At 63.3% G+C, this 22,236-nt stretch carries 22 protein-coding genes; 7 read left to right on the top strand and 15 right to left on the bottom strand.

Annotated features, from left to right (window positions below; translation table 11 throughout):
* Positions 1 to 55: 55 nt before the first annotated feature.
* The 4 genes from A3AI_RS0114950 to A3AI_RS0114935 form a co-directional block, all read right to left on the bottom strand.
* Positions 56 to 1,222 carry an acyl-CoA dehydrogenase family protein gene (locus A3AI_RS0114950; RefSeq protein WP_024516360.1) on the bottom strand — a complete coding sequence of 389 codons (1,167 nt, stop codon included), beginning with the start codon at positions 1,220 to 1,222 and terminating at the stop codon, positions 56 to 58.
* A gap of 9 nt (positions 1,223 to 1,231) precedes the next feature.
* Complete coding sequence (locus A3AI_RS0114945) at positions 1,232 to 2,434, bottom strand: CaiB/BaiF CoA transferase family protein (protein WP_024516359.1); 1,203 nt, start codon at positions 2,432 to 2,434, stop codon at positions 1,232 to 1,234.
* Positions 2,435 to 2,526: 92 nt separating this feature from the next.
* Positions 2,527 to 2,673, bottom strand: a complete 147-nt coding sequence (locus A3AI_RS46260; protein WP_245286890.1) for a VOC family protein — start codon at positions 2,671 to 2,673, stop codon at positions 2,527 to 2,529.
* Between the two features lie 39 nt (positions 2,674 to 2,712).
* Complete coding sequence (locus A3AI_RS0114935) at positions 2,713 to 4,266, bottom strand: L,D-transpeptidase family protein (RefSeq protein ID WP_036048311.1); 1,554 nt, start codon at positions 4,264 to 4,266, stop codon at positions 2,713 to 2,715.
* Between the two features lie 295 nt (positions 4,267 to 4,561).
* Between A3AI_RS0114935 and A3AI_RS0114930 the strand changes: the two genes are divergently transcribed.
* Positions 4,562 to 5,866, top strand: coding sequence for a PQQ-dependent sugar dehydrogenase (locus A3AI_RS0114930; protein WP_024516357.1), 1,305 nt, complete (start codon positions 4,562 to 4,564; stop codon positions 5,864 to 5,866).
* A 36-nt stretch (positions 5,867 to 5,902) separates the two neighbouring features.
* Here the strand turns inward: A3AI_RS0114930 and A3AI_RS0114925 are convergent, their stop codons facing one another.
* The 7 genes from A3AI_RS0114925 to A3AI_RS0114895 all read right to left on the bottom strand — a co-directional run bounded on the left by A3AI_RS0114925 (position 5,903) and on the right by A3AI_RS0114895 (position 13,700).
* Positions 5,903 to 6,898: a zinc-dependent alcohol dehydrogenase family protein gene (locus A3AI_RS0114925; protein WP_024516356.1), complete on the bottom strand. Its 996-nt coding sequence runs from the start codon at positions 6,896 to 6,898 to the stop codon at positions 5,903 to 5,905.
* 157 nt (positions 6,899 to 7,055) lie between these two features.
* Positions 7,056 to 8,225, bottom strand: a complete 1,170-nt coding sequence (locus A3AI_RS0114920) for an acetyl-CoA acetyltransferase (protein WP_024516355.1) — start codon at positions 8,223 to 8,225, stop codon at positions 7,056 to 7,058.
* Between the two features lie 101 nt (positions 8,226 to 8,326).
* A complete protein-coding gene (gene denD, locus A3AI_RS0114915) occupies positions 8,327 to 9,313 on the bottom strand; it encodes a D-erythronate dehydrogenase (RefSeq protein ID WP_024516354.1) in 987 nt (328 codons plus the stop codon).
* Between the two features lie 41 nt (positions 9,314 to 9,354).
* Positions 9,355 to 10,230, bottom strand: coding sequence for a carbohydrate ABC transporter permease (locus A3AI_RS0114910; RefSeq protein WP_024516353.1), 876 nt, complete (start codon positions 10,228 to 10,230; stop codon positions 9,355 to 9,357).
* 2 nt (positions 10,231 to 10,232) lie between these two features.
* A complete protein-coding gene (locus tag A3AI_RS0114905) occupies positions 10,233 to 11,177 on the bottom strand; it encodes a carbohydrate ABC transporter permease (RefSeq protein ID WP_024516352.1) in 945 nt (314 codons plus the stop codon).
* A 65-nt stretch (positions 11,178 to 11,242) separates the two neighbouring features.
* On the bottom strand, positions 11,243 to 12,556 hold the full coding sequence (locus A3AI_RS0114900) for an ABC transporter substrate-binding protein (protein WP_024516351.1): 1,314 nt from the start codon (positions 12,554 to 12,556) through the stop codon (positions 11,243 to 11,245).
* An 82-nt stretch (positions 12,557 to 12,638) separates the two neighbouring features.
* The gene (locus A3AI_RS0114895) at positions 12,639 to 13,700 is read right to left on the bottom strand and encodes an ABC transporter ATP-binding protein (RefSeq protein ID WP_024516350.1); all 1,062 of its coding nucleotides are present in this window, start codon (positions 13,698 to 13,700) and stop codon (positions 12,639 to 12,641) included.
* A 233-nt stretch (positions 13,701 to 13,933) separates the two neighbouring features.
* Between A3AI_RS0114895 and A3AI_RS0114890 the strand changes: the two genes are divergently transcribed.
* The 6 genes from A3AI_RS0114890 (at position 13,934) to A3AI_RS0114865 (ending at position 19,048) form a co-directional block, all read left to right on the top strand.
* Complete coding sequence (locus A3AI_RS0114890; RefSeq protein WP_024516349.1) at positions 13,934 to 15,742, top strand: IlvD/Edd family dehydratase; 1,809 nt, start codon at positions 13,934 to 13,936, stop codon at positions 15,740 to 15,742.
* Between the two features lie 126 nt (positions 15,743 to 15,868).
* Positions 15,869 to 16,603 (top strand): SDR family oxidoreductase, encoded by a 735-nt coding sequence (locus A3AI_RS0114885; RefSeq protein ID WP_024516348.1) that lies wholly within the window; start codon positions 15,869 to 15,871, stop codon positions 16,601 to 16,603.
* 15 nt (positions 16,604 to 16,618) lie between these two features.
* Positions 16,619 to 17,365, top strand: a complete 747-nt coding sequence (locus A3AI_RS0114880; protein ID WP_024516347.1) for an SDR family NAD(P)-dependent oxidoreductase — start codon at positions 16,619 to 16,621, stop codon at positions 17,363 to 17,365.
* 8 nt (positions 17,366 to 17,373) lie between these two features.
* Positions 17,374 to 17,766 carry a GFA family protein gene (locus A3AI_RS0114875; RefSeq protein WP_024516346.1) on the top strand — a complete coding sequence of 131 codons (393 nt, stop codon included), beginning with the start codon at positions 17,374 to 17,376 and terminating at the stop codon, positions 17,764 to 17,766.
* 54 nt (positions 17,767 to 17,820) lie between these two features.
* A complete protein-coding gene (locus tag A3AI_RS0114870; RefSeq protein WP_024516345.1) occupies positions 17,821 to 18,501 on the top strand; it encodes a site-2 protease family protein in 681 nt (226 codons plus the stop codon).
* A 124-nt stretch (positions 18,502 to 18,625) separates the two neighbouring features.
* Positions 18,626 to 19,048: a hypothetical protein gene (locus tag A3AI_RS0114865; RefSeq protein ID WP_024516344.1), complete on the top strand. Its 423-nt coding sequence runs from the start codon at positions 18,626 to 18,628 to the stop codon at positions 19,046 to 19,048.
* Between the two features lie 106 nt (positions 19,049 to 19,154).
* Here A3AI_RS0114865 and A3AI_RS0114860 read toward each other — a convergent pair whose 3' ends face one another.
* The 4 genes from A3AI_RS0114860 to A3AI_RS0114845 all read right to left on the bottom strand — a co-directional run bounded on the left by A3AI_RS0114860 (position 19,155) and on the right by A3AI_RS0114845 (position 22,235).
* Positions 19,155 to 19,949, bottom strand: a complete 795-nt coding sequence (locus A3AI_RS0114860; protein ID WP_024516397.1) for a TonB family protein — start codon at positions 19,947 to 19,949, stop codon at positions 19,155 to 19,157.
* Positions 19,950 to 19,967: 18 nt separating this feature from the next.
* A complete protein-coding gene (gene exbD / locus A3AI_RS42760) occupies positions 19,968 to 20,417 on the bottom strand; it encodes a TonB system transport protein ExbD (protein WP_036048308.1) in 450 nt (149 codons plus the stop codon).
* Between the two features lie 6 nt (positions 20,418 to 20,423).
* Positions 20,424 to 21,377 carry a tonB-system energizer ExbB gene (exbB, locus tag A3AI_RS0114850; RefSeq protein WP_024516343.1) on the bottom strand — a complete coding sequence of 318 codons (954 nt, stop codon included), beginning with the start codon at positions 21,375 to 21,377 and terminating at the stop codon, positions 20,424 to 20,426.
* Positions 21,378 to 21,545: 168 nt separating this feature from the next.
* Positions 21,546 to 22,235: a Fe2+-dependent dioxygenase gene (locus tag A3AI_RS0114845; protein WP_024516342.1), complete on the bottom strand. Its 690-nt coding sequence runs from the start codon at positions 22,233 to 22,235 to the stop codon at positions 21,546 to 21,548.
* Position 22,236 lies beyond the last annotated feature (1 nt).

The raw sequence follows: 22,236 nt of genomic DNA, 5'->3' as shown, positions 1-22,236 counted from the left end.
GCGCGTCGCTCGCGCGCCCCGGAATGACGAACGAAGGGCGAGAAATATCCCCATCTCAATACGACTTCGGCAGGCCGAGCACTTTCTCCGCGATGAAGCTCAGGATCAGCTGCGGGCTGATCGGCGCGATGCGCGGGATCAGCGACTCCCGCAGGTAACGCTCGACATGGAACTCCTTGGCATAGCCGAAGCCGCCATGCGTCATCACCGCCTGCTCGCAGGCGCGGAAGCCCGCTTCGCCCGCGAGATATTTGGCCGAATTCGCGGCCGGCCCGCATGGCATGCCCTTGTCGTAGAGCCAGCCGGCGTGCAGCGTCATCAGCCAGGCCGCTTCCAGCTCCATCCAGTTCTTGGCGAGCGGATGCTGGATCGCCTGGTTCTTGCCGATCGGGCGGTTGAAGACATTGCGCGTCTTGGCATAGCCGCTAGCCCGCGACAGCGCGAGATGGCCGAGCCCGACTGCTTCCGCCGCGATCAGGATGCGCTCCGGATTCATGCCGTGCAGGATGTATTCGAAGCCGCGCCCCTCTTCGCCGAGCCGGTCCTCGACCGGGATTTCAAAATTCTCGAAGAACAGTTCGTTGGAGTCGACCGGCTTGCGGCCCATCTTTTCGATCTCGTGCACCGTGATGCGGCTGCGGTCGAAATCGGTATAGAACAGGCTAAGGCCGAAGGTCGGGTTCTTCACCTCCTCCAGCGGCGTGGTGCGCGCGAGCAGGAGGATCTTGTTTGCGACCTGCGCGGTCGAGATCCAGACCTTCTGCCCATTGACGACATATCGGTCACCCTTCAACACCGCACGCGTCTTGAGCTGCGTGGTGTTGAGGCCGGTGTTGGGCTCGGTGACGGCAAAGCACGCCTTCTCGCGGCCGTCGACAATGCCCGGCAGCATGCGAGCACATTGCTCCTTGGTGCCGAAGACCACGACCGGATTGAGGCCGAACACGTTCATATGCACCGCCGACGCGCCCGACATGCCGGCCCCGGATTCCGAGATCGTGCGCATCATGATCGCGGCATCGAGGATGCCGAGACCCGAGCCACCATATTCCTCGGGGATGCAGATGCCGAGCCAGCCGGCGTCGGCCAGCGCCTTGTGCAGGTCGGCGGGAAAGCCGCCCTCTTTGTCCTTCTTCAGCCAATAGGCGTCGTCGAAACGCGCGCAGATCTTTGCGACCGCATCGCGGATCGATTCCTGGTTGGCAGAGAGCGCGAAGTCCATGTCTATCCCTCAGGCCGCAGGCGACGGCTTGGTCACGCCATCGCGGATCATGTTCTCGATTTCCTCGCGCGAAAAGCCCGCTTCACGCAAAATTTCTGCGCCATGCTCGTTGAGGCGCGGCGCCAGCCTCGTCGGTTCCGCCTTGGTCTCAGACCAATTGGCCGACACCTTCGTGCTGCGGATCGGTCCCTCGGTCGGATGCTGGACAACCGGAAAGAAGCCGGTTGCGACCAAATGCTCGTCGTCGAGAATGCCTTGCAGGTCGTGCATGGGCATCACAGGGACGTCAGCCTTGTTCAGAAGCTCGATCCACTCCGCGGTCGGTCGCGTCTCGAAAATGCGAGCGAGCTCGCCATAGACGAAGTCGATGTTGACCGCCCTGCCCGCGAAGGTCGCAAAGCGCGGATCGCGGCGCAGATCGTCGCGGCCGGTCGCCTTGAAGAAGCTTTCCCACTGCTTGTCGTTATAGACAATGACGCTGAGATAGCCGTCGGAGGTCTTGTAGGGCCGGCGGTCGCGCGACAGGTGCCGCGCATAGCCGCCCTTGTCGAGCGGCGGATCATAGGTCAGACCGCCCATATGGTCGCCCATCACAAAGCCGGCCATGGTCTCGAACATGGGAATGTCGACGCGCTGGCCGCGTCCGGTGCGTTCGCGCTCGACCAGGCTCGCGCAGATCGCGCCCACTGCAGTGAGGCCGACAATACGATCGACCAGTGCGTTCGGCACATAGCGCGGCGTGCCGTCGCCCGTCTGGGCCATCAGTGCCGGCAGTCCCGTCGCGCCCTGGATCAGATCGTCATAGGCGGGTTTTGTGGCATAGGGTCCGTCCTGGCCGAAGCCGAACACGCCGGCATAGATCAGCCGCGGATTGATCTCGGACACGATGTCATAGCCGAGATTGAGGCGCGCCATCGCCTGCGGCCGCACATTATAGACGAGCACATCAGCCGACTTGATCAGTCGCAGCACGGCCTCGCGCCCCGCCGGCTTCTTCAGGTCCAGACAGATCGAGCGCTTGCTGCGGTTGGTGTTGAGAAACACCGGCCCCATGCCCGGATGCCGCGTCGGACCGATCAGCCGCGTGACGTCGCCCTCGAGCGATTCCACCTTGATGACGTCGGCACCGTAATCGCCGAGCATCTGGGTGGCATAGGGCCCCATCAGCACAGTGGTCATGTCGACGACCTTGATGCCTTGCAGTGGGCCCATTGGTCCTCCCCGAAATACTTGCCGAAATCTTGTTTGCTCGGGCCAACTAACGGCAGCCGGCGCCCAAGGGCAAGCGCGGCCGACGTATGGGGCTATGCGCTTTGTTGCACGGGCGGCCCCACATAAAAGGTCGGACCGCCATATTGGAACGTGACAGCGAAGCCCAGCACGTCGCGGTAGTGCGCGATGCTGTCAGCGATGTCGCTGACGACGAATACCATCGCAGCCCCAACCATCATCGGATCGCCTGCCGTCGTCGCTCTTCCCGACCTTGGCGCTCACCAGGTGAAGAAACGTCCTCCAGCCGGTGCGCCCCAGGCCGGCGCACCCCAGGTCGGCGCACCCGAAGCCGGCGCACCCGAAGCCGGCGCGCGATAACGTGTTCCGATGTAGCGGTAATCCTGCGCCGGCGCTCGTTTGCGGAACTTGATCCCACCCTGCGGCTCGTCGCTCAGCACGACCACGAAATCGGTGCCCTTCGAAGTCTCGGAGCTCGGCGCCTCGTCGGTCACGATCATGGACGATCGCGGCGATGTTCCGGGAATGCGCTCGAGCACCTCCTGCGGGATTGTGATGCGATCGAGCGCAGCCTTGGCACCGTCCGCTACCGCCAGTATCGGCTCGACATCGCGACCACTGCGCGCGGCGGGCCGGCCACGGGAGTCGACGGCGTCGGTCTGCGGACGTGCTCCCTCCAGCGAAACCACGCTCCATTTGATGTCATCGTTCCCGCCGGTCCGCTCCAGGGCGGTAAAGACATAGGTGCCGATCGGACGATCGGGATCGGCAATTGCTATGGGAGCGTCGAAGATCGGTTCAAAGCCCTGCCGCACGTAAAGCTTCTGGGTCTTGCGGCTGATCAGGACGGAGACAGGATCGAGTTCGTGTGCCGCTTGGCGCGCCGCTTCCGCCGCCGCGGTCTGGGCGGCCTCCGCGGCGCCGACCGCATCGCGCGCGGCAGTACGGGCATCGGCCTTCAGGCGCAACTGGGCCTGCGCAGCGTCGAGTTGTGTCTGCAGGTCGGCGATCCTGGCGGTCACCTGCGCCTTGGCGTCGTCGGCTGCCTGCTTCGCCTCATCGGTCGTAGCGTTGGTCAGCGCGGTTTCGGCGGCAGCCAATTGCGTCTCCGCCCTGAGCTTCTGGTTTTGGGCGACGCGCACCGGCACCATGGCGGCCGTCGCCTCCCGATAGGCCGTCCCGGCCGCGAGCCTCGCCTGGTTGAATTTCGAGGTGGCCTCGGCCACATCCGCATTCCGCGCAAGGACCAGCGCACCGGCGCCGGGCTTCGGTCGCAACAAGGCGGGGTGCGCGATCTCGACGGGCGCCGCATCACCTGGAGCTATGATTACCCGCAAACCCATTTGTGTCAGATCGAACAGCTGCTCAGCGAAGCCATAAGGCATCCGAACGCAGCCGTGGGACGCCGGATATCCCGGCAAGGGCCCCCCATGAAGCGCAATGCCGGACCACGTCAGGCGCTGCATGTGCGGCATGGAGGCGTCGTCATACAGATTTGAATGGTGATCGGCGTCCTTCTCGATGACGGCAAATATTCCAGAAGGCGTCTCACGCCCCTTCTGGCCGCTCGACACCGGTGCGCGCAAGATCCAGCCTTGGGCGTCGTAGATGGTGATGCGCTGCCGCTGCAGGGAAACGATGGCCAGGATCGGCTCGCCAGCGCTGCGCGTCTCGACCTGCTGGATCGCGCTGCCGCTTCCTCTCGCGACCGCCTGCTCGACGGGCCCAATCAGCACGGCGAGAACCGCAATGACGAGGGTCGCGGGCCAAATCCGCATCCGCCTGCGCGTCATGTTCGAAATGCCGGACCTCATGCGCACCCCCACTTACGAGGACTTGCGGCCAACCTACAGGCAAGAGATTAACGCCTTTGGGCCGAACTAGCCAACTCGGAACCTCGGCGATTGTTTCGCGCCACGAAGGCAAACCCGACATATCTAAAATCAAGATCTAACGCGTTGTGCTGGCGCGGGAAAACGGCGGCATCAGCACGGCGGCATCAGCAAAGACCGAGCCACGCACGATCGGGGATGCCGCTATGCGGGGCTGCGGACCGGATGGCCCTTCGATCCGGCATTGGATAGTGTGCGCGCAATCAAGAGGGACATCATGACGTTTTCCAGCATGTTCGCGCAGTTCGTGGCGCTGATTGGCGGCGCCGCCTTGAGGTGGCGCCGGATGCAGGGCGTGCCGCAAAAGGCCGCCTGGGGCAACACGCCGGACATTCCGGAAGCCAAACCGCAAGGAGCGCTGCCCACGCTCAAAATGCCGTCGGCCAGGGGCTGGAGCGACGGCGAGAAGCCGACCGCCGCAGGCGGACTTCAGGTCAATGCGTTCGCAAAAGGGCTGGATCACCCGCGCTGGATCAATGTGCTGCCCAATGGCGACGTGCTGATTTCGGAAGCGAACCAGATCGCAGGCCCCATCAAAAGCATGTTCACCTATGCGATGCAGGCGACGATGCGGCGCGCGCATGCGCTCGGCGTCAGCGCGAATCGCATCACCCTCTTGCGCGATCGCGACGGCGACGGTGTCGCTGAAGTGCATCAGCCCTTCATGGAAGGGCTGAGCCAGCCCTTCGGCATGGCGCTGATCGGCGACACCTTCTATGTCGGCAATACCGACGGCGTGGTGGCCTTTCCGTATGCGGCGGGCGCCGACCGCATCACGGCATCTGGGCGAAAGCTCGTTACCTTCAAGCCGGCCGGACATTGGACCCGCAGCCTGTTGCCGAGCCCGGACGGCAAGAAGCTCTATGCCGGGGTCGGTTCGCTCTCCAACATCGCCGAGAACGGCATGGAGGTTGAGGAGGGTCGTGCCGCGATCTATGAGCTCGATCTTGCCAGCGGCAGCAGCCGCATCTTCGCCAGTGGCCTGCGTAATCCCGTGGGTCTCGCGTGGGAGCCGAACACCGGCGTACTTTGGACCGTCGTCAACGAGCGCGATGGAATCGGTGACGAAACGCCGCCGGATTATCTGACCTCGGTGCGCGACGGCGGCTTCTACGGCTGGCCCTATTGCTACTGGGGGCAGATCGTCGACGATCGCGTGCCGCAGGATCCGAGCCTGGTCGCCAAGGCCATCCAGCCCGATTACGCGCTCGGCGGGCATACCGCTTCACTCGGCCTGTGCTGGATGCCGGCCGGCACGCTGCCGGGCTTTCCCGATGGCATGGTGATCGGTCAGCACGGCTCCTGGAATCGCTCGACGCTCAGCGGCTACAAGGTCGTGTTCGTGCCCTTCGAGAACGGTCGCCCATCCGGCCCGCCCAGGGATATCCTGTCGGGCTTCCTCGCGCCTGACGAGGATTTCTCCTACGGACGGCCGGTCGGCGTCGCGCTTGGACCCGACGGCTCGCTGCTGGTCGCCGACGACGTCGGCAATGTCATCTGGCGCGTGACGGGCGCACGATAAAGTGGAGGCGCGCGACGGCGCCCTGCCCCGCGTACCTCAGACCATGCCGTTCGGCGTAACCAGGATCTTCCCGCTTCGCGCACCACGTTGGGCATGCATCAGTGCCGCGGCGATGTCATCGATGGGATAAACGGCTTCGACCGGCGCCTGCAGCGCGCCGGCCTGCACCTGTACGGCAATCTCGTCATAAAGTTTGCGGATGTCGCTCAGCGAACGGCCCGCAAGTCCGCGCCCGAGCATGAAGCCCGTGACCTTGATACCGCGATAGATCAGCTCGGAATACGGGATGTTGACGCCATTTCCCGTCGCCGCCATCGCGCCATAGTTGCAGACAGTGCCGCCGTCGGCGAGTGCAGCCGCCAGCCGCCCCGTAGCCTCGCCCGCAACTGCGTCCAGCGCGAGTGTGACCGGCGCGCCACCGGCGGCCGAGGCGACGCTCGCGGCGAGATCAGGTCCATCGACGAGGCAGACATCGGCGCCGAGCGCCTTCAGCTCCGCAAACGACTCCTCGCGGCGGACGACGTTAATGGTCCGCAGGCCACGCATCTTCGCCAACCGGATTACAAGTTTGCCGACTGCGGAATTAGCGGCGTTCTGCAACACCCAATCACGCGGCTTGAGATCGACGAAATCCGTCAGCATCAAAAGCGCGGTCGGTGGATTAATACGCACCATCGCAGCCTGCCGCAGGTCGATGCCTGCAGGCAGGCGAACGATATCGCTCTCCTTGACGCGGCGGCGCTGCGCCCAGTTCTCGCGCTGCAGGTTGATCACGAGATCGCCCGGCGAGACATAGGAGACGCCCTCGCCGACGACGACAACGCGGCCAACACATTCCGCGCCGGGCGTCGCAGGCAGCGGCGGCTTGATCCGGTACGCGCCGCGGCAGAACATCACGTCGGCGGGATTGATCGGGAAGGCCAGGACGTCAAAGATGACTTCGCCAGCCGCGGGCCGCCCGACGTCCGGAACGTCGACACAACGGGCCACCTCTTCCGGAATGCCGTAGGAGCTGATGTCGACACGCTTCACGATCGGTTCCTTGTTGGGTACTGCCCGCGTGGCAAACCGCACACCCCCCGTCATCGCCCGCGAAAGCCAACGATCCGGTAGCTACAACCGTCAGTGATCGCGCGCGCTTGTGGTTAGTGGATGCCCGCTCTCGCGGGGCATGACAGTGTCACCAGTCCTACTTCACCGGCTCGAGGATCGAGACGTAGTTCGCGACCGCGGCGCCGCCCATGTTGAAGATACCACCGAGCTTGGGGCCATTGAGCTGCATCCCTTCCGGCGCCTGGCCGGCGAGCTGCATCGCCGTCATCACATGCATGGAGACGCCGGTTGCGCCGATCGGATGTCCCTTGGCCTTCAGACCGCCGGAGGGGTTGATCGGCAGCTTGCCGCCCTTCTGGGTCCAGCCTTCCTTGATCGCACGCGCGCCCTGCCCGCGCGGCGTCAGGCCCATCGCCTCATATTCGATCAGCTCGGCGACGGTGAAGCAGTCATGGGTCTCGACAAAGGAGAGATCGGAGAGCTGCAAGCCGCCCTTCTCCAGCGCGCGCTGCCAGGCCACCGTGCAGCCTTCGAACTGCAGGATGTCACGCTTGGACATCGGCAGGAAATCCTGCGCATGCGCGGTAGCGCGGAAGTTGATCGCCTTGCCCATGGTCTTTGCGGTTTCTGAATCGGTCAGCACCAGCGCCGCGGCGCCGTCGGAGACAAGCGAGCAGTCGGTGCGCTTCAACGGACCGGCGACATAGGGATTCTTCTCGCTTTCGGAGCGGCAGAACTCGAAGCCGAAATCCTTGCGCATTTGCGCGAAGGGATTGGCGACGCCGTTCTTGTGGTTCTTGGCGGCGATCATCGCGAGCGCGTCCGACTGGTCGCCATATTTCTGGAAATAGCCTTGCGCGATCTTGCCGAACACGCCGGCAAACCCGCCGACGGTGTCGCCGTCCTCCGGCAGGTACGAGGCCTTCAAGAGGTTCTTGCCGATCTCGGCCGAGGGCGTGCGCGTCATCTGCTCGACGCCGACCACCAGCACGATCTTCGCCTGGCCCGCCGCAATCGCACGAATGCCCTGATGCACGGCGGCCGAGCCGGTCGCGCAGGCATTCTCGACCCGCGTCGCCGGCTTGAAGCGCAGGTTCGGATCGGCCTGCAGCACCAGCGCGGCGGTGAAATCCTGCGGCGAGAAGCCGGCATTGAAATGCCCGAGCACGATCTCGTCGACATCGGCGGCAGAGACGCCGGCGTCCGCGAGTGCCTCATTGGCGACGCGAACCACAAGGCTCTCGACCGTTTCGGTATCGAATTTGCCGAACGGTGTATGAGCCCATCCAACGATGCTGGCTGTCATGGCAATGCTCCCGCAAATGTCCTTGTTTTAAGCATGATCTCTTCGGAAAACCGCTTCACGCTTTGCGCTTGGGCGGCCCTTCGGTTCCGGATCATGCTCCGTCAGTCGACGAACTTACCACCAAGTTCGTCCTCGATGTGAATCCGGATGATGTCGTCAAAGTTCTTCTCGGCGGTGGTGAAGCCGAGCTCGCGCGCACGCTTGGCTTCGAAATTGCGTGGCCAGCCGTCGACAATGCCGATGATAAAGGGATCCGGTACGCGCTTGATCCGGGCGGCAACCTTCTCGCCGGCCACACGCTTGAGAGCCGCGATCTGCTCGCCCACGGTTGCGGACAGGCCCGGCATGGTGAGGTTGCGGCGCGGACCTACGGTCGCGAGGTCCATGGTGCCCGCATGCAGCAGGAAGCCCACGGCCGAGCGCGGGGTGGCATGCCAGTGGCGCACATCTTCCGAGACCGGCAGCACCGCCTCCTGCCCCGCCAGCGGCTCGCGCAGGATATTGGAGAAGAAGCCGGAGGCCGCCTTGTTCGGCGCGCCGGGACGGATGCAGACGGTCGGCAGGCGGATGCCGATGCCGTCGAGGAAGCCGCGTCGCGAATAATCGGCCAGCAGGAGTTCGCCGATCGCCTTCTGGGTGCCGTAACTCAGGAGCGGCGTATGGAAGAACTGGTCACCAATGGCGTCCGGGAACGGCGCGCCGAACACGGCAATCGAGGAGGTAAAGACGACCCGCGGCTTGTAGCCGCCGCCGGCCAGGCGGATGGCATCGAGCAGCATCCGGGTGCCGTCGAGATTGATGCGATAGCCTTTGTCGAAATCAAGCTCGGCCTCGCCCGAAACGATAGCGGCCAGATGGAAGATCGCGTCGGGGCGGCCTGCGATCAATTTTTCGGCAGCGCCTGGTACCGCGAAGTCGCCGGCCATGACCTCGACCGGAAATCCGGCCTTTTCGGGTTTCGCCGGCGCCACCACGTCGTGAAGGGTCAGCCGGGTGATGTCGCTCCTGCCGAGCCGCCCGTCGCGCAGCAGGCGTTCCACGAATTTGCGGCCGACCATGCCGGCAGCGCCCAGAACCAGAATATGCAAGAGCCAACTCCTTGTTTGTTCTTGTCGCCGGCCTCGCGCGCTTACTCCTTCACGGCGCCGGTCATGGCCGACACATAATGCTCGACGAAGAAAGAATAAAGGATCACGACGGGGACGGATCCGACAAGGGCTGCCGCCATCAGCGCGCCCCAATGGTAGACGTCGCCATTGACGAGTTCGGTGATGGCGCCGACGGGAATGGTCTTGTTCTCCGACGAGGAAATGAAGGTCAGCGCGTAGATGAACTCGTTCCAGGACAGCGTGAAGGCGAAGATGCCGGCTGAGATCAGCCCAGGCAGCGCCAATGGCAGCGTGATCTTGGTCAGGATCTGCAGGCGCGTCGCACCATCGATCAGGGCACATTCCTCGAGCTCATAAGGGATGGTGCGGAAATAGCCCATCAGCAGCCAGGTGCAGAACGGGATCAGGAAGGTCGGATAGGTCAGGATCAGCGCGAGATTGCCGTCGAATAGCCCGAGCTGGAACACGATGGCCGCGAGCGGAATGAACAGGATCGAGGGCGGCACCAGATAGGCCAGGAAAATGCCGAGCGCGACATAGCGCGAGCCCTTGTAGCGCAAACGCTCGATTGCATAGGCCGCACAGACGCTGGCAAACAGCGAGATGAAAGTCGAGGAGATCGAGACGATGATCGTGTTCGTCATCCATTGCGGATAGTCGGTCTCGAAGAACAGCTTGTAGACGTGCTCCATCGTTGGATGTGCGATCAGGAACGGATTGTACTTCTCATAATCGTACATCTCCGCGTCCGGCTTGAAGGTCGTCACCGCCATCCAGTAGAACGGGAACAGCAGGAAGAAGACGATCAGCCCGAGCGGCAGATAGATCCTGAGCGTACGGCGCGGCCAGCTGTCCAGATAGGACATGCCGACGCTTTGGTCTTCGGTTGTCGTCACGGTCAGTCCCTCCCGCCCTGCTGCCAGCGCGTGCGCTGCAGCCCGAAGAAGCTCAACAGGATCGCCGCGACCAGGAACGGAATCATGGCGTTGGAAATCGCGGCGCCCTCGCCCAGATGCCCGCCGGTGATGGCGCGCTGGAACGACAGCGTCGCCATCAGATGCGTCGCGTTGATCGGCCCGCCGCGGGTGATGGTGTAGATCAGCTGGAAGTCGGTGAAGGTCATCAGGACCGAAAAGGTCATGACGACCGCGATGATCGGCGACAGCATCGGCAGCGTGATGTAGCGGAAGCGCTGCCAGTTCGTGGCGCCGTCGAGATTGGCCGCCTCGTAGAGCGAGGGCGAGATGGTCTGCAGACCCGCAAGCAGCGTGATCGCAACAAACGGCACGCCGCGCCAGATATTGGCGACGACCACCGACCAGCGCGCATTCCAGGGATCGCCCAGGAACTCGATGTAGTTGTGGATCAAACCGGCCTTGATCAGCACCCACGAGATGATCGAGAACTGGCTGTCATAGATCCACCAGAACGCGATCGCCGATAGCACCGTCGGCACCACGAAGGGTAGCAGCACGATGGCGCGTAGGATGGATTTGAACGGCAACCGTTCGTTGAGCAGCACGGCAAGATAAAGCCCGATCGCGAATTTCACGACACTGGCGGTCACCGTGTAGAAGATCGTGTTGAACACCGAAAGCCAGAACACGGAATCCTTTGCCAGTGACACGAAATTCGCGATGCCGACATAGTGCCCGGTGCCGCCGATGCTGGTATCGGTGAGGCCAAGCCAGAAGCCCAGCGCCAGCGGATAGGCCAGAAACAGCACAAGAATGAGTATGGCCGGCAGCATGAACAGCGAGCCCAGGAAACTCCTGTTCTCGAGTGCCCGCGACAACAGGCTTGCACGTGGCGCCTGTACGACGGGTTCGGCGATGACAGCCATAGAAGAACTCCCGATGATCAATGCGGCGTCCGGAGCGCCCGGACGCCGCACGATCGGCTGATAGATCAGGCCTGGTAGTAACGCTTGGCGCGCTCGGCAGCGCGCGCTGCCGCATCCTTCGGAGACGCCGAGCCCGAAGCCGCTTCCGCGAACATGTCGACGACGATGAAGTCGCCCATCGCACCCGCCGAGGCGTTGCCGAGATCGCCGGCATAGCCATTGTCGAGGCAACGCTTCAGGCAATCACGGAACGGCGTGATCTTGGGATCCGAGGTCCAGACGGGATTGTCATTATAGGCCGGGAGCGGCGGCGACACATAGCCGTTGGAGGCAACCTCCCAGGCGTCGTAATTCGCCTTGTCCCACATGAAGCGGATGTATTCCTTCACGGCCTTCGGGTACTTGGAATATTTGTAACCGTAGGCGACCAGCACGTTCTGCTGCTCGGTGGACTTGCCGCCGGGACCAATCGGGCAGGCGGCGTGATTCGTATCCTTGGCGATCTCCTGCTGCTTCGGATCGGGCGAGGTCTTTCCGACCGTCCAGATCGAGATGCCGTTCAGCGTGAGGCTGATTTCGCCGGCCAGGTACGCCTTGTTGTTGTTGGAGTCATTCCAGGAGAGCACACCGGGGATGAAGGTGGCGTACAACTGCTTGGCGTATTCGAGCGCCGCAATTGTTTCCGGCGAATCGATCGCGACCTGATTCTTTTGATCGACCAACTTGCCGCCATGCGCCCACAGCAGCCAGTGGCACCAGCCGTTGGCGTCGCCAGTGGCGTGGCCGAGTGCAAAGCCGGCCGGCGTGTTGTTCTTCTTCAGGCCCTGGCAGAGCTTCAGGAAGCCCGGCAGATCCTTCGGAAACTCCTCGAACCCCGCTGCCTTCATGTGGCTGATGCGATAGTTCATGCATCCGCCTGTCGCGCCTTGCGGAATGGCGATCCAGCTGTTGCCCTTCTTGCCGTATTTCTCGGCCACCGGATACCAGCCGCCATACTGGGCGCCGAGATATTCGGCGACGTCGGTGACGTCGATCAGCTTGTCCGGGAATTTGAAAGGATCATCCAGCGTGCCGATGATCAGGTCGGGGCCGGCGCCGACATTGGCAGCCACCGCGGCCTTCGGGCGGATATCTTCCCAGCTTTCGGCCTCGAGCTTCACCTTGACGCCGGTCTTCTCGGAAAATGCTTTGGTCAGTTCGGCGAACTTGTCGAACTCGGCCTGGATAAACTGCTTCCAGCGCAACACCCGGATCGACGCATTGGCCTCCGGAGTATTGGTCCATTCGGCCGCGCGTACGGGCACGATCCCAGCGCCGGCGAGTGCCGTGGTCGCACCGACGCCGACCTTGAGGATGTCGCGCCTGTTAAAGTCTCCCATAGTCTCCACTCCCGTTTTCTTCTGCTTTGTTGTGCTTTTGCCGCGCGTTTATGATTGTCCGGCTGAGCGCGCGCGAGCTTTCCTACAGCCGTTTTCCTGTCGTCTCGTCGAACAGATGCACCAGCGACGGATCCGGCTTCAGCTTGACCTTGTCGCCGGGATTGAACTGGTGCCGCTCGCGGAACACCGCCACGACCTGCTCGCCGCCGAGCTTGGCATAAACCTGTGTCTCCGAGCCGGTCGGTTCGACCACGATGATTTCGGCGTCCGCGCCGTCATCGGCGATGGTGAAATGCTCCGGCCGCACGCCATAGACCACCGCCTGCCCGTTGGAATTGGCGGGCGCCGATTTCAGCGGCAGCTTGACGCCGTTCGGCCCCTCGAACGAGGCAGTGCCGTTCACCGCGACCTTGCCCTTGAGGAAGTTCATCGCCGGCGAGCCGATGAAGCCCGCCACGAACTGGTTGTCCGGCTTGTCATAGAGATCGAGCGGCGAGCCGATCTGCTCGACGATGCCGTCATGCATGACGACGATCTTGTCGGCCATCGTCATTGCCTCGATCTGGTCGTGGGTAACGTAAACGGTGGTCGTCTTCAGCCGCTGGTGCAGTTCCTTGATCTCGGTGCGCATGGCCACGCGCAACTTGGCGTCAAGGTTGGACAAGGGCTCGTCGAACAGGAACACTTGGGGATCGCGCACGATGGCCCGTCCCATTGCCACGCGCTGGCGCTGGCCGCCGGAAAGCTGCCGCGGATAGCGCTCGAGCAAGGGCGTCAGCGCCAGGATCTCGGCGGCGCGCTGCACCCGCTTGTTGATCTCGGACGTGGAGGCCCCACGCAACTTGAGCGAGAAGCCCATATTCTCGCCAACCGTCATGTGCGGATAGAGCGCATAGTTCTGGAACACCATCGCAATGTCCCGCTCCTTGGGCTGGACATTGTTGACGACGCGCTCGCCGATCGAGATCGTGCCCGAGGTGATGTTTTCCAGCCCAGCGAGCATGCGCAACAGGGTCGATTTGCCGCATCCGGAGGGGCCGACCAGGACGACGAACTCGCCATCCTCGATCGGGACCGTCACGCCGTGCAGGACCTCAAAGCCGCCGAACGACTTCCTGACGTCGCGAATATGCACTGAGGACATACAGTCCCTCCCCGATTTCCTTAAATCCCCCCGCGGAAGCGAGCCGCGGGCCTGTTTTGATTGGTCCGGGTCTTACCAGACTTTTTCGGCGATGTCGTTGGATCAAAGTCTTAAATCATCCCCCTTGCCAACTGTTTGGAAGGAGAGATTTGCGATCCGACCGCCATGATGTAAACATCGGATGAAGCGTCAATGCCGCCTAAAATTGAGGCGTGTGCGCTGCGGGAGAAATCATGAACAAGCCGCTAACCGGCGTCGCGAGGCGCAAGCTCCGTTCCCTCGAATGGTTCAACAACCCCCATAATCCCGGTATGACCGCGCTCTATCTGGAACGCTATCTCAATTTCGGGCTGACCCGAAAGGAATTGCAGTCGGGCAAGCCGATCATCGGCATCGCCCAGACCGGCAACGACCTGTCGCCGTGCAACCGACATCATCTCGAATTGGCGCACCGTGTCCGGGAAGGCATCCGCGAGGCCGGCGGTATCGCCATGGAGTTTCCGACTCACCCGATTCAAGAGACCGGAAAGCGTCCCACTGCGGCGCTCGACCGCAACCTCGCCTATCTCGGTCTGGTCGAAGTCCTGTTCGGCTATCCGCTCGACGGCGTGGTGCTGACCACCGGCTGCGACAAGACCACGCCGGCCTGCATGATGGCGGCAGCGACCGTCAATCTGCCCGCGATCGTGCTTTCGGGCGGGCCGATGCTCAATGGCTGGCATGGCGGCGAGCGCACCGGCTCGGGCACCATCGTCTGGAAATCGCGCGAGCGGCTCGCCGCCGGCGAGATCGACTATGAGGAGTTCATGGAGATAGTGGCCTCCTCGGCGCCCTCGGTCGGCCATTGCAACACCATGGGCACGGCCTCGACCATGAACTCGCTGGCCGAAGCGCTCGGCATGTCGTTGCCCGGCTGCGCCGCGATACCCGCGCCCTATCGCGAGCGCGGCCAGATTGCGTATGAGACGGGAAAACGCATCGTCGAGATGGTCTGGGACGACCTGAAGCCCTCCGACATCCTGACACGCAAGGCGTTCGAGAACTGCATCGTGGTCAATTCCGCCATCGGCGGTTCGACCAACGCGCCGATTCACATCAACGCGCTCGCGCGCCATGTCGGGGTTGAGCTCACCATCGACGACTGGCAGAAGTTGGGCCATGACGTGCCGCTGCTTGTCAACATGCAGCCGGCCGGCTTCTATCTTGGCGAGGAATATCATCGCGCCGGCGGCGTGCCTGCGGTGGTGCGCGAATTGATGGCGCACAATCGCATTCATGAGGATGCCATCACCGCCAACGGCCGCACCATGGGCGACAATTGCCGCGAAGCGCCCAAGCCCGATAGCGACGTGATCTGGAGCTACGACAAGCCGCTGGTGAAGGATGCCGGCTTCCTGGTGCTGCGCGGCAATCTTTTCGATTCCGCGATCATGAAGACGAGCGTGATTTCGAAGGAATTCCGCGAGCGCTATCTGAGCAACCCGAAAGACCTCAACGCCTTCGAGGGCCGCGCCATCGTGTTCGAGGGGCCGGAGGATTACCACGCGCGGATCGACGATCCGGCGCTCGATATCGACGAGCATTGCGTGCTGTTCATCCGCGGCACCGGCCCGATCGGCTATCCCGGTGGCGCCGAGGTCGTGAACATGCAGCCGCCGGCGGCACTGATCAAACGCGGCATCCTGTCCTTGCCCTGCATCGGCGACGGCCGGCAGTCCGGCACCTCGGGCTCGCCCTCGATCCTCAACGCCTCGCCGGAAGCGGCGGCGGACGGTGGGCTTGCGATCCTCAAGACCGGCGACAGGGTGCGCATCGACCTCAACAAGGGCAGCGCCAATATCCTGATCCCGGATGACGAGGTGACGAAGCGTCATGCCGAGCTGAAGGCCAAGGGCGGCTTCGCCCACCCGGCGAACCAGACACCCTGGCAGGAGTTGTACCGCCAGACGGTCGGCCAGCACGCCACCGGCGCCTGCATGGAGCTCGCCACCCGGTATCACGACATCGCCCATACGGTTGGCGTCGCGCGGGATAATCACTGACCCTCCCCGTCATTGCGAGCGGAGCGAAGCAATCCCGAGCCACGCATACGACTCTGGATTGCTTCGTCGCTTCGCTCCTCGCAGTGACGGAGCAACAAATAAGCAATCGAATCTGAGGAGACTCCCATGTCTGACCGCCTCAAGGGCAAGCGCGCATTCGTCACCGCGGCGTCCGTCGGCATCGGCCGCGCCTGCGCAGCCGCTTTTGCGCGCGAGGGCGCGACCGTGTTCGCAACCGATATCGACGAGAAAGGCCTCGCCACGCTGAAAAATGAGGGCATCGCCGACGTGGCGCGGCTCGACGTGCGCGACAGTGCCGCGGTGGCGGCGGCTGCGAAGCGCGTCGGCAAGATGGATATTCTCCTCAACGCCGCGGGCTTCGTGCATCATGGCACGGTGCTCGACTGTTCCGACGAGGATTTCGACTTCTCCTTCGATCTCAACGTGAAATCGATGCATCGCACGATCAGGTCGTTCCTGCCTGACATGATCGAGGGCGGCGGCGGGACGATCGTCAACATCTCCTCCGCCGCAGGCGTGTTCAAGGCCGCGCCCAACCGTTACGTCTACGGCGCGACCAAGGCTGCGGTGGCGGCGCTGACCCGCTCGGTCGCAGCCGACTTCATCGCCAAGGGCATCCGCTGCAATTGCATTTGCCCGGGCACCATCGAGACACCCTCGATGCTGCAGCGTGCGGCCGCCGCCGGCCCCAATGGGCGCGAAATGTTCGTGTCGCGCCAGCCGATGGGCCGGCTCGGCACGGCGGAAGAGATCGCTGCCCTTGCTCTCTATCTCGCCAGCGACGAGAGCGCCTTTACGACAGGCGTTGCCCACGTCATCGACGGCGGCTGGACGCTGTAAAGGAGGGACAGGCCCATGAACAAGATCGATCTCAACGGCCGCAGTGCCGTCGTCACCGGCGGCGCACAAGGTTTTGGGCGCGCCATCGCCGAGCGTTTTGTCAGCTCGGGCGCCAGGGTCGCGATCTGGGATTACGACCTGCCGCTTGCGGAGAAGACAGCGAAGGCCATCGGCGATGCCGCCATCGCCCTCAAGGTGGACGTCACCGACACGGCCGCTGTGGAGCGCACCCGCGACGAGACACTGAAGGCTTTCGGCAAGATCGACATCCTCGTCAACAATGCCGGCATCGCCGGCATCAACAAGACGCTGTGGGAAACCGATCTCGAGGAATGGCGCAAGGTGCTGCGCATCAATCTCGACGGCCCCTTCATCTGCTGCAAGGCGATCGTGCCGGCGATGCTGAGCCAGGGTTACGGCCGCATCGTCAACATCGCCTCCATTGCCGGCAAGGAAGGCAATCCGAACGCCGCGCATTATTCGGCCTCCAAGGCCGGCCTGATCGCGCTCACGAAATCGCTTGGCAAGGAGCTCGCGCAAGCCAATATCCTGGTCAATGCGGTGACGCCGGCGGCTGCCAAGACCGCGATCTTCGACCAGATGACGCAAACGCATATCGACTTCATGCTGTCGAAGATTCCGAAAGGCCGCTTCGTGCTGGTCGAGGAGCTGGCCGCGATGGTGGCATGGCTCGCGTCGGAGGATTGCGCCTTCTCCACCGGCGCGGTGTTCGACATTTCCGGGGGACGAGCGACCTATTGAGGGATGCCATGATCCGGGAAGGCGGATGCCTGTGCGGCGCAGTTCGTTTCAAGGCGGAGGGCGAGCCGGTTAATGTCCGCATCTGCCATTGCCGCAATTGCCAGAAGGCGATGGGCTCCCCGTTCTTTGCCCGCGCCTTGTTCGAGCAGAGTGCGCTGACCATCGAAGGCGAGACCGCGCGCTATCCCACCTCGGACCAGCTCGACCGTGTGTTCTGTCCCAAATGCGGCACGCGGCTGTTCTCCTGGCGCAAGGCGGGAGCCACGCGCGCAGGCGTCGCCCTCGCCGCCTTCGACGACCGCAACGCCTTCGCGCCGGCCGATCATATGTGGGTTACGGAAAAGATGGACTGGGTCAGGCTCGACGACGGGTTGCGGTGCTATCCGGAAACCGCACCCTAGCCGTCCGGGGCGATCCACCCTAACTGATGGTGGCGCGTCCATGGAACCCGCCCCTTGAACATGACCCTCTACGACCTCTCTGTCTGGATCCTGCCGCTCGTCATCGCCATCACCTTTCACGAGGCGGCGCATGGCTTTGTGGCGCATGCGCTCGGCGACAACACCGCCTCGGAACTCGGGCGCGTCAGCATCAACCCGCTGCGCCATATCGACCCCTTCGGCACCTTGTTGCTGCCGGGGATTCTGCTGCTGTCGCATTCGCCGTTCCTGTTCGGCTATGCGAAGCCGGTTCCGGTGAATTTCCGCAAGCTGCGTGACCCAAGGTTCGGCATGGTGCTGGTGGCGCTGGCCGGACCCGGCACCAACATACTGCTCGCGGTTGCCGCGGCCCTATCGTTCCACCTGGTCGACCTTATACCTGCGAACGCCTCGCAATGGGTTGTCGACAACCTCAAGAACATGATTTTGATCAATGTCGTGCTCGCGGTCTTCAACATGATGCCGATCCCGCCGCTCGATGGCGGGCGCGTGGCGGTGGGACTGTTGCCGCGGGCGCTGGCGGTGCCACTCTCGCGGCTGGAGCCGTTCGGCATGCTGATTCTGATCGGAATTTTGATCCTGCTGCCTCTGGCGGGTTCGCAGTTCGGTCTCAATCTTGATGTTATTTCGGCCGTGCTGAGGACCGTCACAGGATTTATGATCCGTCTCATACTTACGTTGACCGGTAATGCGTAACGCGGCCGTCATGCGTATTTGGAACAGCATAGCCGGTCAGTAACGCGTAGCCATCAGTCAAATACTGGCCCATCATAAGGACTGGTGAAAGAAAACCGAGGACGCCTTGGTCAAAGCTGCTGATATGATGATCGCGCGACGTGCCGACACCAGGGCCCGCGCCGATTTTGCGACCTGGAAGATGATCGCGAAGCTCAATGGTGCCTCGTCGCTGCCCGCCAACGCCCAGAAGTTCCTCGCAAGCTACAAGGACCTGCTCAAGGAGATGAGCGAGGCGGACGCCACGGAGGCGACCATCCGTCTGATGTATGCCTCCTATTACAAGGAGATGGGCGGCGTCGGCACGGCACCCGAGGTCCGCCCCGCGCCCACTGAACCCGTGGCAGATAACGTCACCGCCTTCCGAAGGCCGGCCCCCCGACCGAAAACGGCCATGCGGGCGAATTTCAATTTTGGTGGTCAAGGCCAGAAGCCGCAACTGCCGGTGGCGCTGATCTTCGCCTGCCTTGTCATTGTCTATGTCGGCATCAGGCTTCTCTGGCGCTGAGACTATCTGCTGGATCGCCTCGATCGGCGCCGGCCTGATGCCGGTTATCTCCATGCAGCGGCTGCAGCAAGACGGGATCGAGGATCGGCAATGCGGACGTTGGCGCTCAGCCTTTGCCCTTGGTCCGGAAGTTCACCGGCAGGGTGAAGCTCAGTCCCTCGTCCGCCACTGCCGGCGGCGGCTGCGGCACCGGATCGGAGCGGTGGACCATGGCAAGCGCCGCATCGTCAAAGGCCCGATCGCCGGAGCCCTTGGCAATACTCGCCGACAGCACGTGGCCCACCCGGTCCAGCACAATGCTGACGACGACTTCGGCACCTTTCAGCGCCCGATCAGCCGGGTAGCGCTTGTGGCGGTCGAAATGGGCCACCAGCTCCTTCTCCCACTTCACTTTCACGCGTTGTAGACTTGCGCCGATGCCTTGCGCCGGGGCGACCGACTTTTCCGCCTGCGGAGCGTCTTCAACGGTTGGCGTCGCCGTTGCCTCCGCAGCCGCCGATTCCTGCGAGGCCTGGGTCTGCACGGTCGCAACCTTGGCGTCGTCCTCGATCGGCTTCTTCACATCGTTCGGGGTGACTACCCGATCGGGGTCCTCGGTCTCGGTCGGGATGGCCTTGGGCAGGTCGGTTTCCTTCACCTCAGCCTTCTGCTCGGGCATCGCAGGCGTCGCTACCGACGCATCGGAATCTGGGCCGGGCGGCAGATCGGAAGGGTCCTGCTTGGGTGAGCCCAACTCCAGGCCCACTTCGATGGCAGGCGCGCCGAGATCTTCCTCGGGCTCGTTAGTCTGAAGATGCGCGAGCGCCAGCGCGCCACCGCCGAGATGAAGTGCGACGGCAACAGCGGCGGCAGTAACCCAAAGCTTCCGTGACGTCTTCTGCAGGGAGTCGGGATCGCTCATGACGGGACCAGCTCCATCTCACTGCTGCCTTGCCGCATCTGGAACGCCCTCGAGCGCCACCAGCTTGATCTTGGTGTAGCCGCCGGCTCGCAGGATCTCCAGCACATCCATCATCTCGCCATAGGGCACGGCACGGTCGGCGCGGATGAAGACGAAACGGTCCTTGCCCGCGCCTGACGTGCCGTCCAGCGTGCGCACGAGCTCCGAGCGCTTGACCGACGCCTCGCCGATAGCGAGCGACAGATCGGGCTTGATGCTGACATAGACCGGCTTGTCCGGCTTCTTCTCCGGCATCGCCGTCGAGGACGGCAGATCGATCGGCAGGTCGACGGTCGAGAGCGGCGCCGCTACCATGAAGATAATGAGCAGCACAAGCATCACGTCGATGAACGGCGTGACGTTGATCTCATGCGCCTCGGAAAATTCCTCGTCGTCGTCCAAGCCGCCTTCGGCAATCGAAGCGCCCATCGGCTTCTACTCCGCCGCCCGCGAAAGCACGCCGGAACTGCCGCGGTCGAGATCGCGCGACAACAGCCGCGCGGCAGCGCCCGAGGCACGCGCGACCAGTTCGAGATAGGTCTTCGTCACGCGCGCGAAGTGATTGTAGATGATGACGGCGGGAATTGCGGCAGCCAAGCCGATGGCAGTCGCGAGCAGCGCTTCCGCAATGCCCGGCGCCACCACGGCAAGATTGGTCGTCTGCGCCTTCGAGATGCCGATAAAGCTGTTCATGATGCCCCAGACCGTGCCGAACAGGCCGACGAAGGGCGAGGTCGAGCCGATCGTCGCGAGCATACCCATGCCGAACCGGATGCGGCGGCCCTCCGCCCGCGAGATCTCGGCAAAGCGCGTGGCGGCGCGCTCCTTGATGCCGTTGTCGCCGGAGATCCCAGCCGAGAGCCGCGCTTCATGCATCGCGGCACCAAGCAGCGAAGACAGTACCCCCCGGCGCTCGCCGAGTGCGAGCTGCGCCTCCGCCAATGACCTGGCATTGCCGATGATCTTGAGCGAGCTCTTCAGCTTCCGCTGGATCACGGACAATTCGAAAGTCTTGGCAATCAGGATGGTCCAGGTCACGAGCGAGGCGAAGGCGAGCCCGCTCATCACGATCTTCACCAGGATATCGGCCGACAGGAACATCGACCATGGCGACAGCTCGTGCGGCACGGTCAACTGCTTGGACGGTTTGGCAATGTCCGCATCGGCCGCCGCCGGTGCCGAAACAGCCTGCGCCGCCTCGGTGGAGGCAGCCGCATTCGGCGCCGGTGCCTCCGTAGTCGGGGCCGCAACGCTGGAGAGCGGCGTCTGTGGCAGCGCCTGGGCTGCGGTTGGGGCCGCCTGCGGCGTCTGGGCCTGCTGGGCATAGACGAGCGGCGTGGTGGACAGGATCGCGAGCAAAGCTGCGCAATTCAGAAGTGTTCTAAACATTGTTCGCGCAGTCTCCGGCCTGAACGAGGCCTGTGCTTATGCCGCCAATGCCACATGGTTCAAGGCCACGCAGCGCCTTTGAGAGCAAATCTAAGTTCAAGCGAGGTTTATCGCCGGTTCTGCATCAAAATTCGCGCCTTTCATGTGACGCGAGCACTTAGAACCACTCTAAACTTCGGCCCAGTAGCGGATCAGGTTGTGATAGATGCCCGTCAGCCTGACCGTTTCGGGGTCGTCACGCCCGAGCCGCTCGGCCAGCGCCTGGATCGCGGTGTCGAGATCGAAGATCATGCTACGAGCATGGGCGTCGCGGATCATGCTCTGCAGCCAGAAGAATGACGCGACCCGCGCCCCGCGTGTCACCGGCGTCACCATGTGCAGGCTGGATGCGGGATACAGAACGAGGTCGCCGGCCGGCAATTTGACCTCGTGCGAGCCGTAGAGATCCTCGACCACGAGTTCGCCGCCGTCATAATCCTCCGGCTCGGACAGGAACAGCGTCACCGAGAGGTCGGTGCGGATGCGCAGGCCCGTCAGGCGGTCGCCGCGCACGGCATTGTCGACATGAATGCCGAAATGATGCCCGTCCGCTGCGGTGTAGCGGTTGAACAGCGGCGGAAAGATCTGCTGCGGGATCGCCGCGGCCAGGAAACGCGGGTTGGCCGTCAGCGCCGAGATGATGCGGTGGCCGAGCTTGCGCGCGACCTCGCTGTCCGGCGGCAGCTGCTCGTTGCGTTTCACCAGCGCCGATTGCGCTCCGGCAGTGGACCGGCCGTCCTCCCACTCCGAGGCATCGATGATGCGGCGAAACTCCGCCACATCCTGCTTGCTCAGTATGTTTGGGATGCAGATCAGCATC

It is taken from the genome of Bradyrhizobium sp. Tv2a-2, assembly GCF_000472425.1.
Classification (GTDB): domain Bacteria; phylum Pseudomonadota; class Alphaproteobacteria; order Rhizobiales; family Xanthobacteraceae; genus Bradyrhizobium.
This window is presented reverse-complemented; position numbering and strand designations above follow the sequence as displayed.

Bases quoted from the DNA above. Each gene is read 5' to 3' on its own strand.
- A3AI_RS0114865 (WP_024516344.1), top strand. From the start codon at position 18,626: ATGATGATCGCGCGACGTGCCGACACCAGGGCCCGCGCCGATTTTGCG.
- A3AI_RS0114935 (WP_036048311.1), bottom strand. From the start codon at position 4,266: ATGAGGTCCGGCATTTCGAACATGACGCGCAGGCGGATGCGGATTTGG.
- A3AI_RS0114860 (WP_024516397.1), bottom strand. From the start codon at position 19,949: ATGAGCGATCCCGACTCCCTGCAGAAGACGTCACGGAAGCTTTGGGTT.
- A3AI_RS0114950 (WP_024516360.1), bottom strand. From the start codon at position 1,222: ATGGACTTCGCGCTCTCTGCCAACCAGGAATCGATCCGCGATGCGGTC.
- A3AI_RS0114890 (WP_024516349.1), top strand. From the start codon at position 13,934: ATGAACAAGCCGCTAACCGGCGTCGCGAGGCGCAAGCTCCGTTCCCTC.
- A3AI_RS0114905 (WP_024516352.1), bottom strand. From the start codon at position 11,177: ATGGCTGTCATCGCCGAACCCGTCGTACAGGCGCCACGTGCAAGCCTG.
- exbB (WP_024516343.1), bottom strand. From the start codon at position 21,377: ATGTTTAGAACACTTCTGAATTGCGCAGCTTTGCTCGCGATCCTGTCC.
- A3AI_RS0114895 (WP_024516350.1), bottom strand. From the start codon at position 13,700: ATGTCCTCAGTGCATATTCGCGACGTCAGGAAGTCGTTCGGCGGCTTT.
- A3AI_RS0114945 (WP_024516359.1), bottom strand. From the start codon at position 2,434: ATGGGCCCACTGCAAGGCATCAAGGTCGTCGACATGACCACTGTGCTG.
- A3AI_RS46260 (WP_245286890.1), bottom strand. From the start codon at position 2,673: ATGATGGTTGGGGCTGCGATGGTATTCGTCGTCAGCGACATCGCTGAC.
- A3AI_RS0114885 (WP_024516348.1), top strand. From the start codon at position 15,869: ATGTCTGACCGCCTCAAGGGCAAGCGCGCATTCGTCACCGCGGCGTCC.
- A3AI_RS0114880 (WP_024516347.1), top strand. From the start codon at position 16,619: ATGAACAAGATCGATCTCAACGGCCGCAGTGCCGTCGTCACCGGCGGC.
- A3AI_RS0114875 (WP_024516346.1), top strand. From the start codon at position 17,374: ATGATCCGGGAAGGCGGATGCCTGTGCGGCGCAGTTCGTTTCAAGGCG.
- A3AI_RS0114930 (WP_024516357.1), top strand. From the start codon at position 4,562: ATGACGTTTTCCAGCATGTTCGCGCAGTTCGTGGCGCTGATTGGCGGC.
- A3AI_RS0114845 (WP_024516342.1), bottom strand. From the start codon at position 22,235: ATGCTGATCTGCATCCCAAACATACTGAGCAAGCAGGATGTGGCGGAG.
- exbD (WP_036048308.1), bottom strand. From the start codon at position 20,417: ATGGGCGCTTCGATTGCCGAAGGCGGCTTGGACGACGACGAGGAATTT.
- A3AI_RS0114920 (WP_024516355.1), bottom strand. From the start codon at position 8,225: ATGACAGCCAGCATCGTTGGATGGGCTCATACACCGTTCGGCAAATTC.
- A3AI_RS0114900 (WP_024516351.1), bottom strand. From the start codon at position 12,556: ATGGGAGACTTTAACAGGCGCGACATCCTCAAGGTCGGCGTCGGTGCG.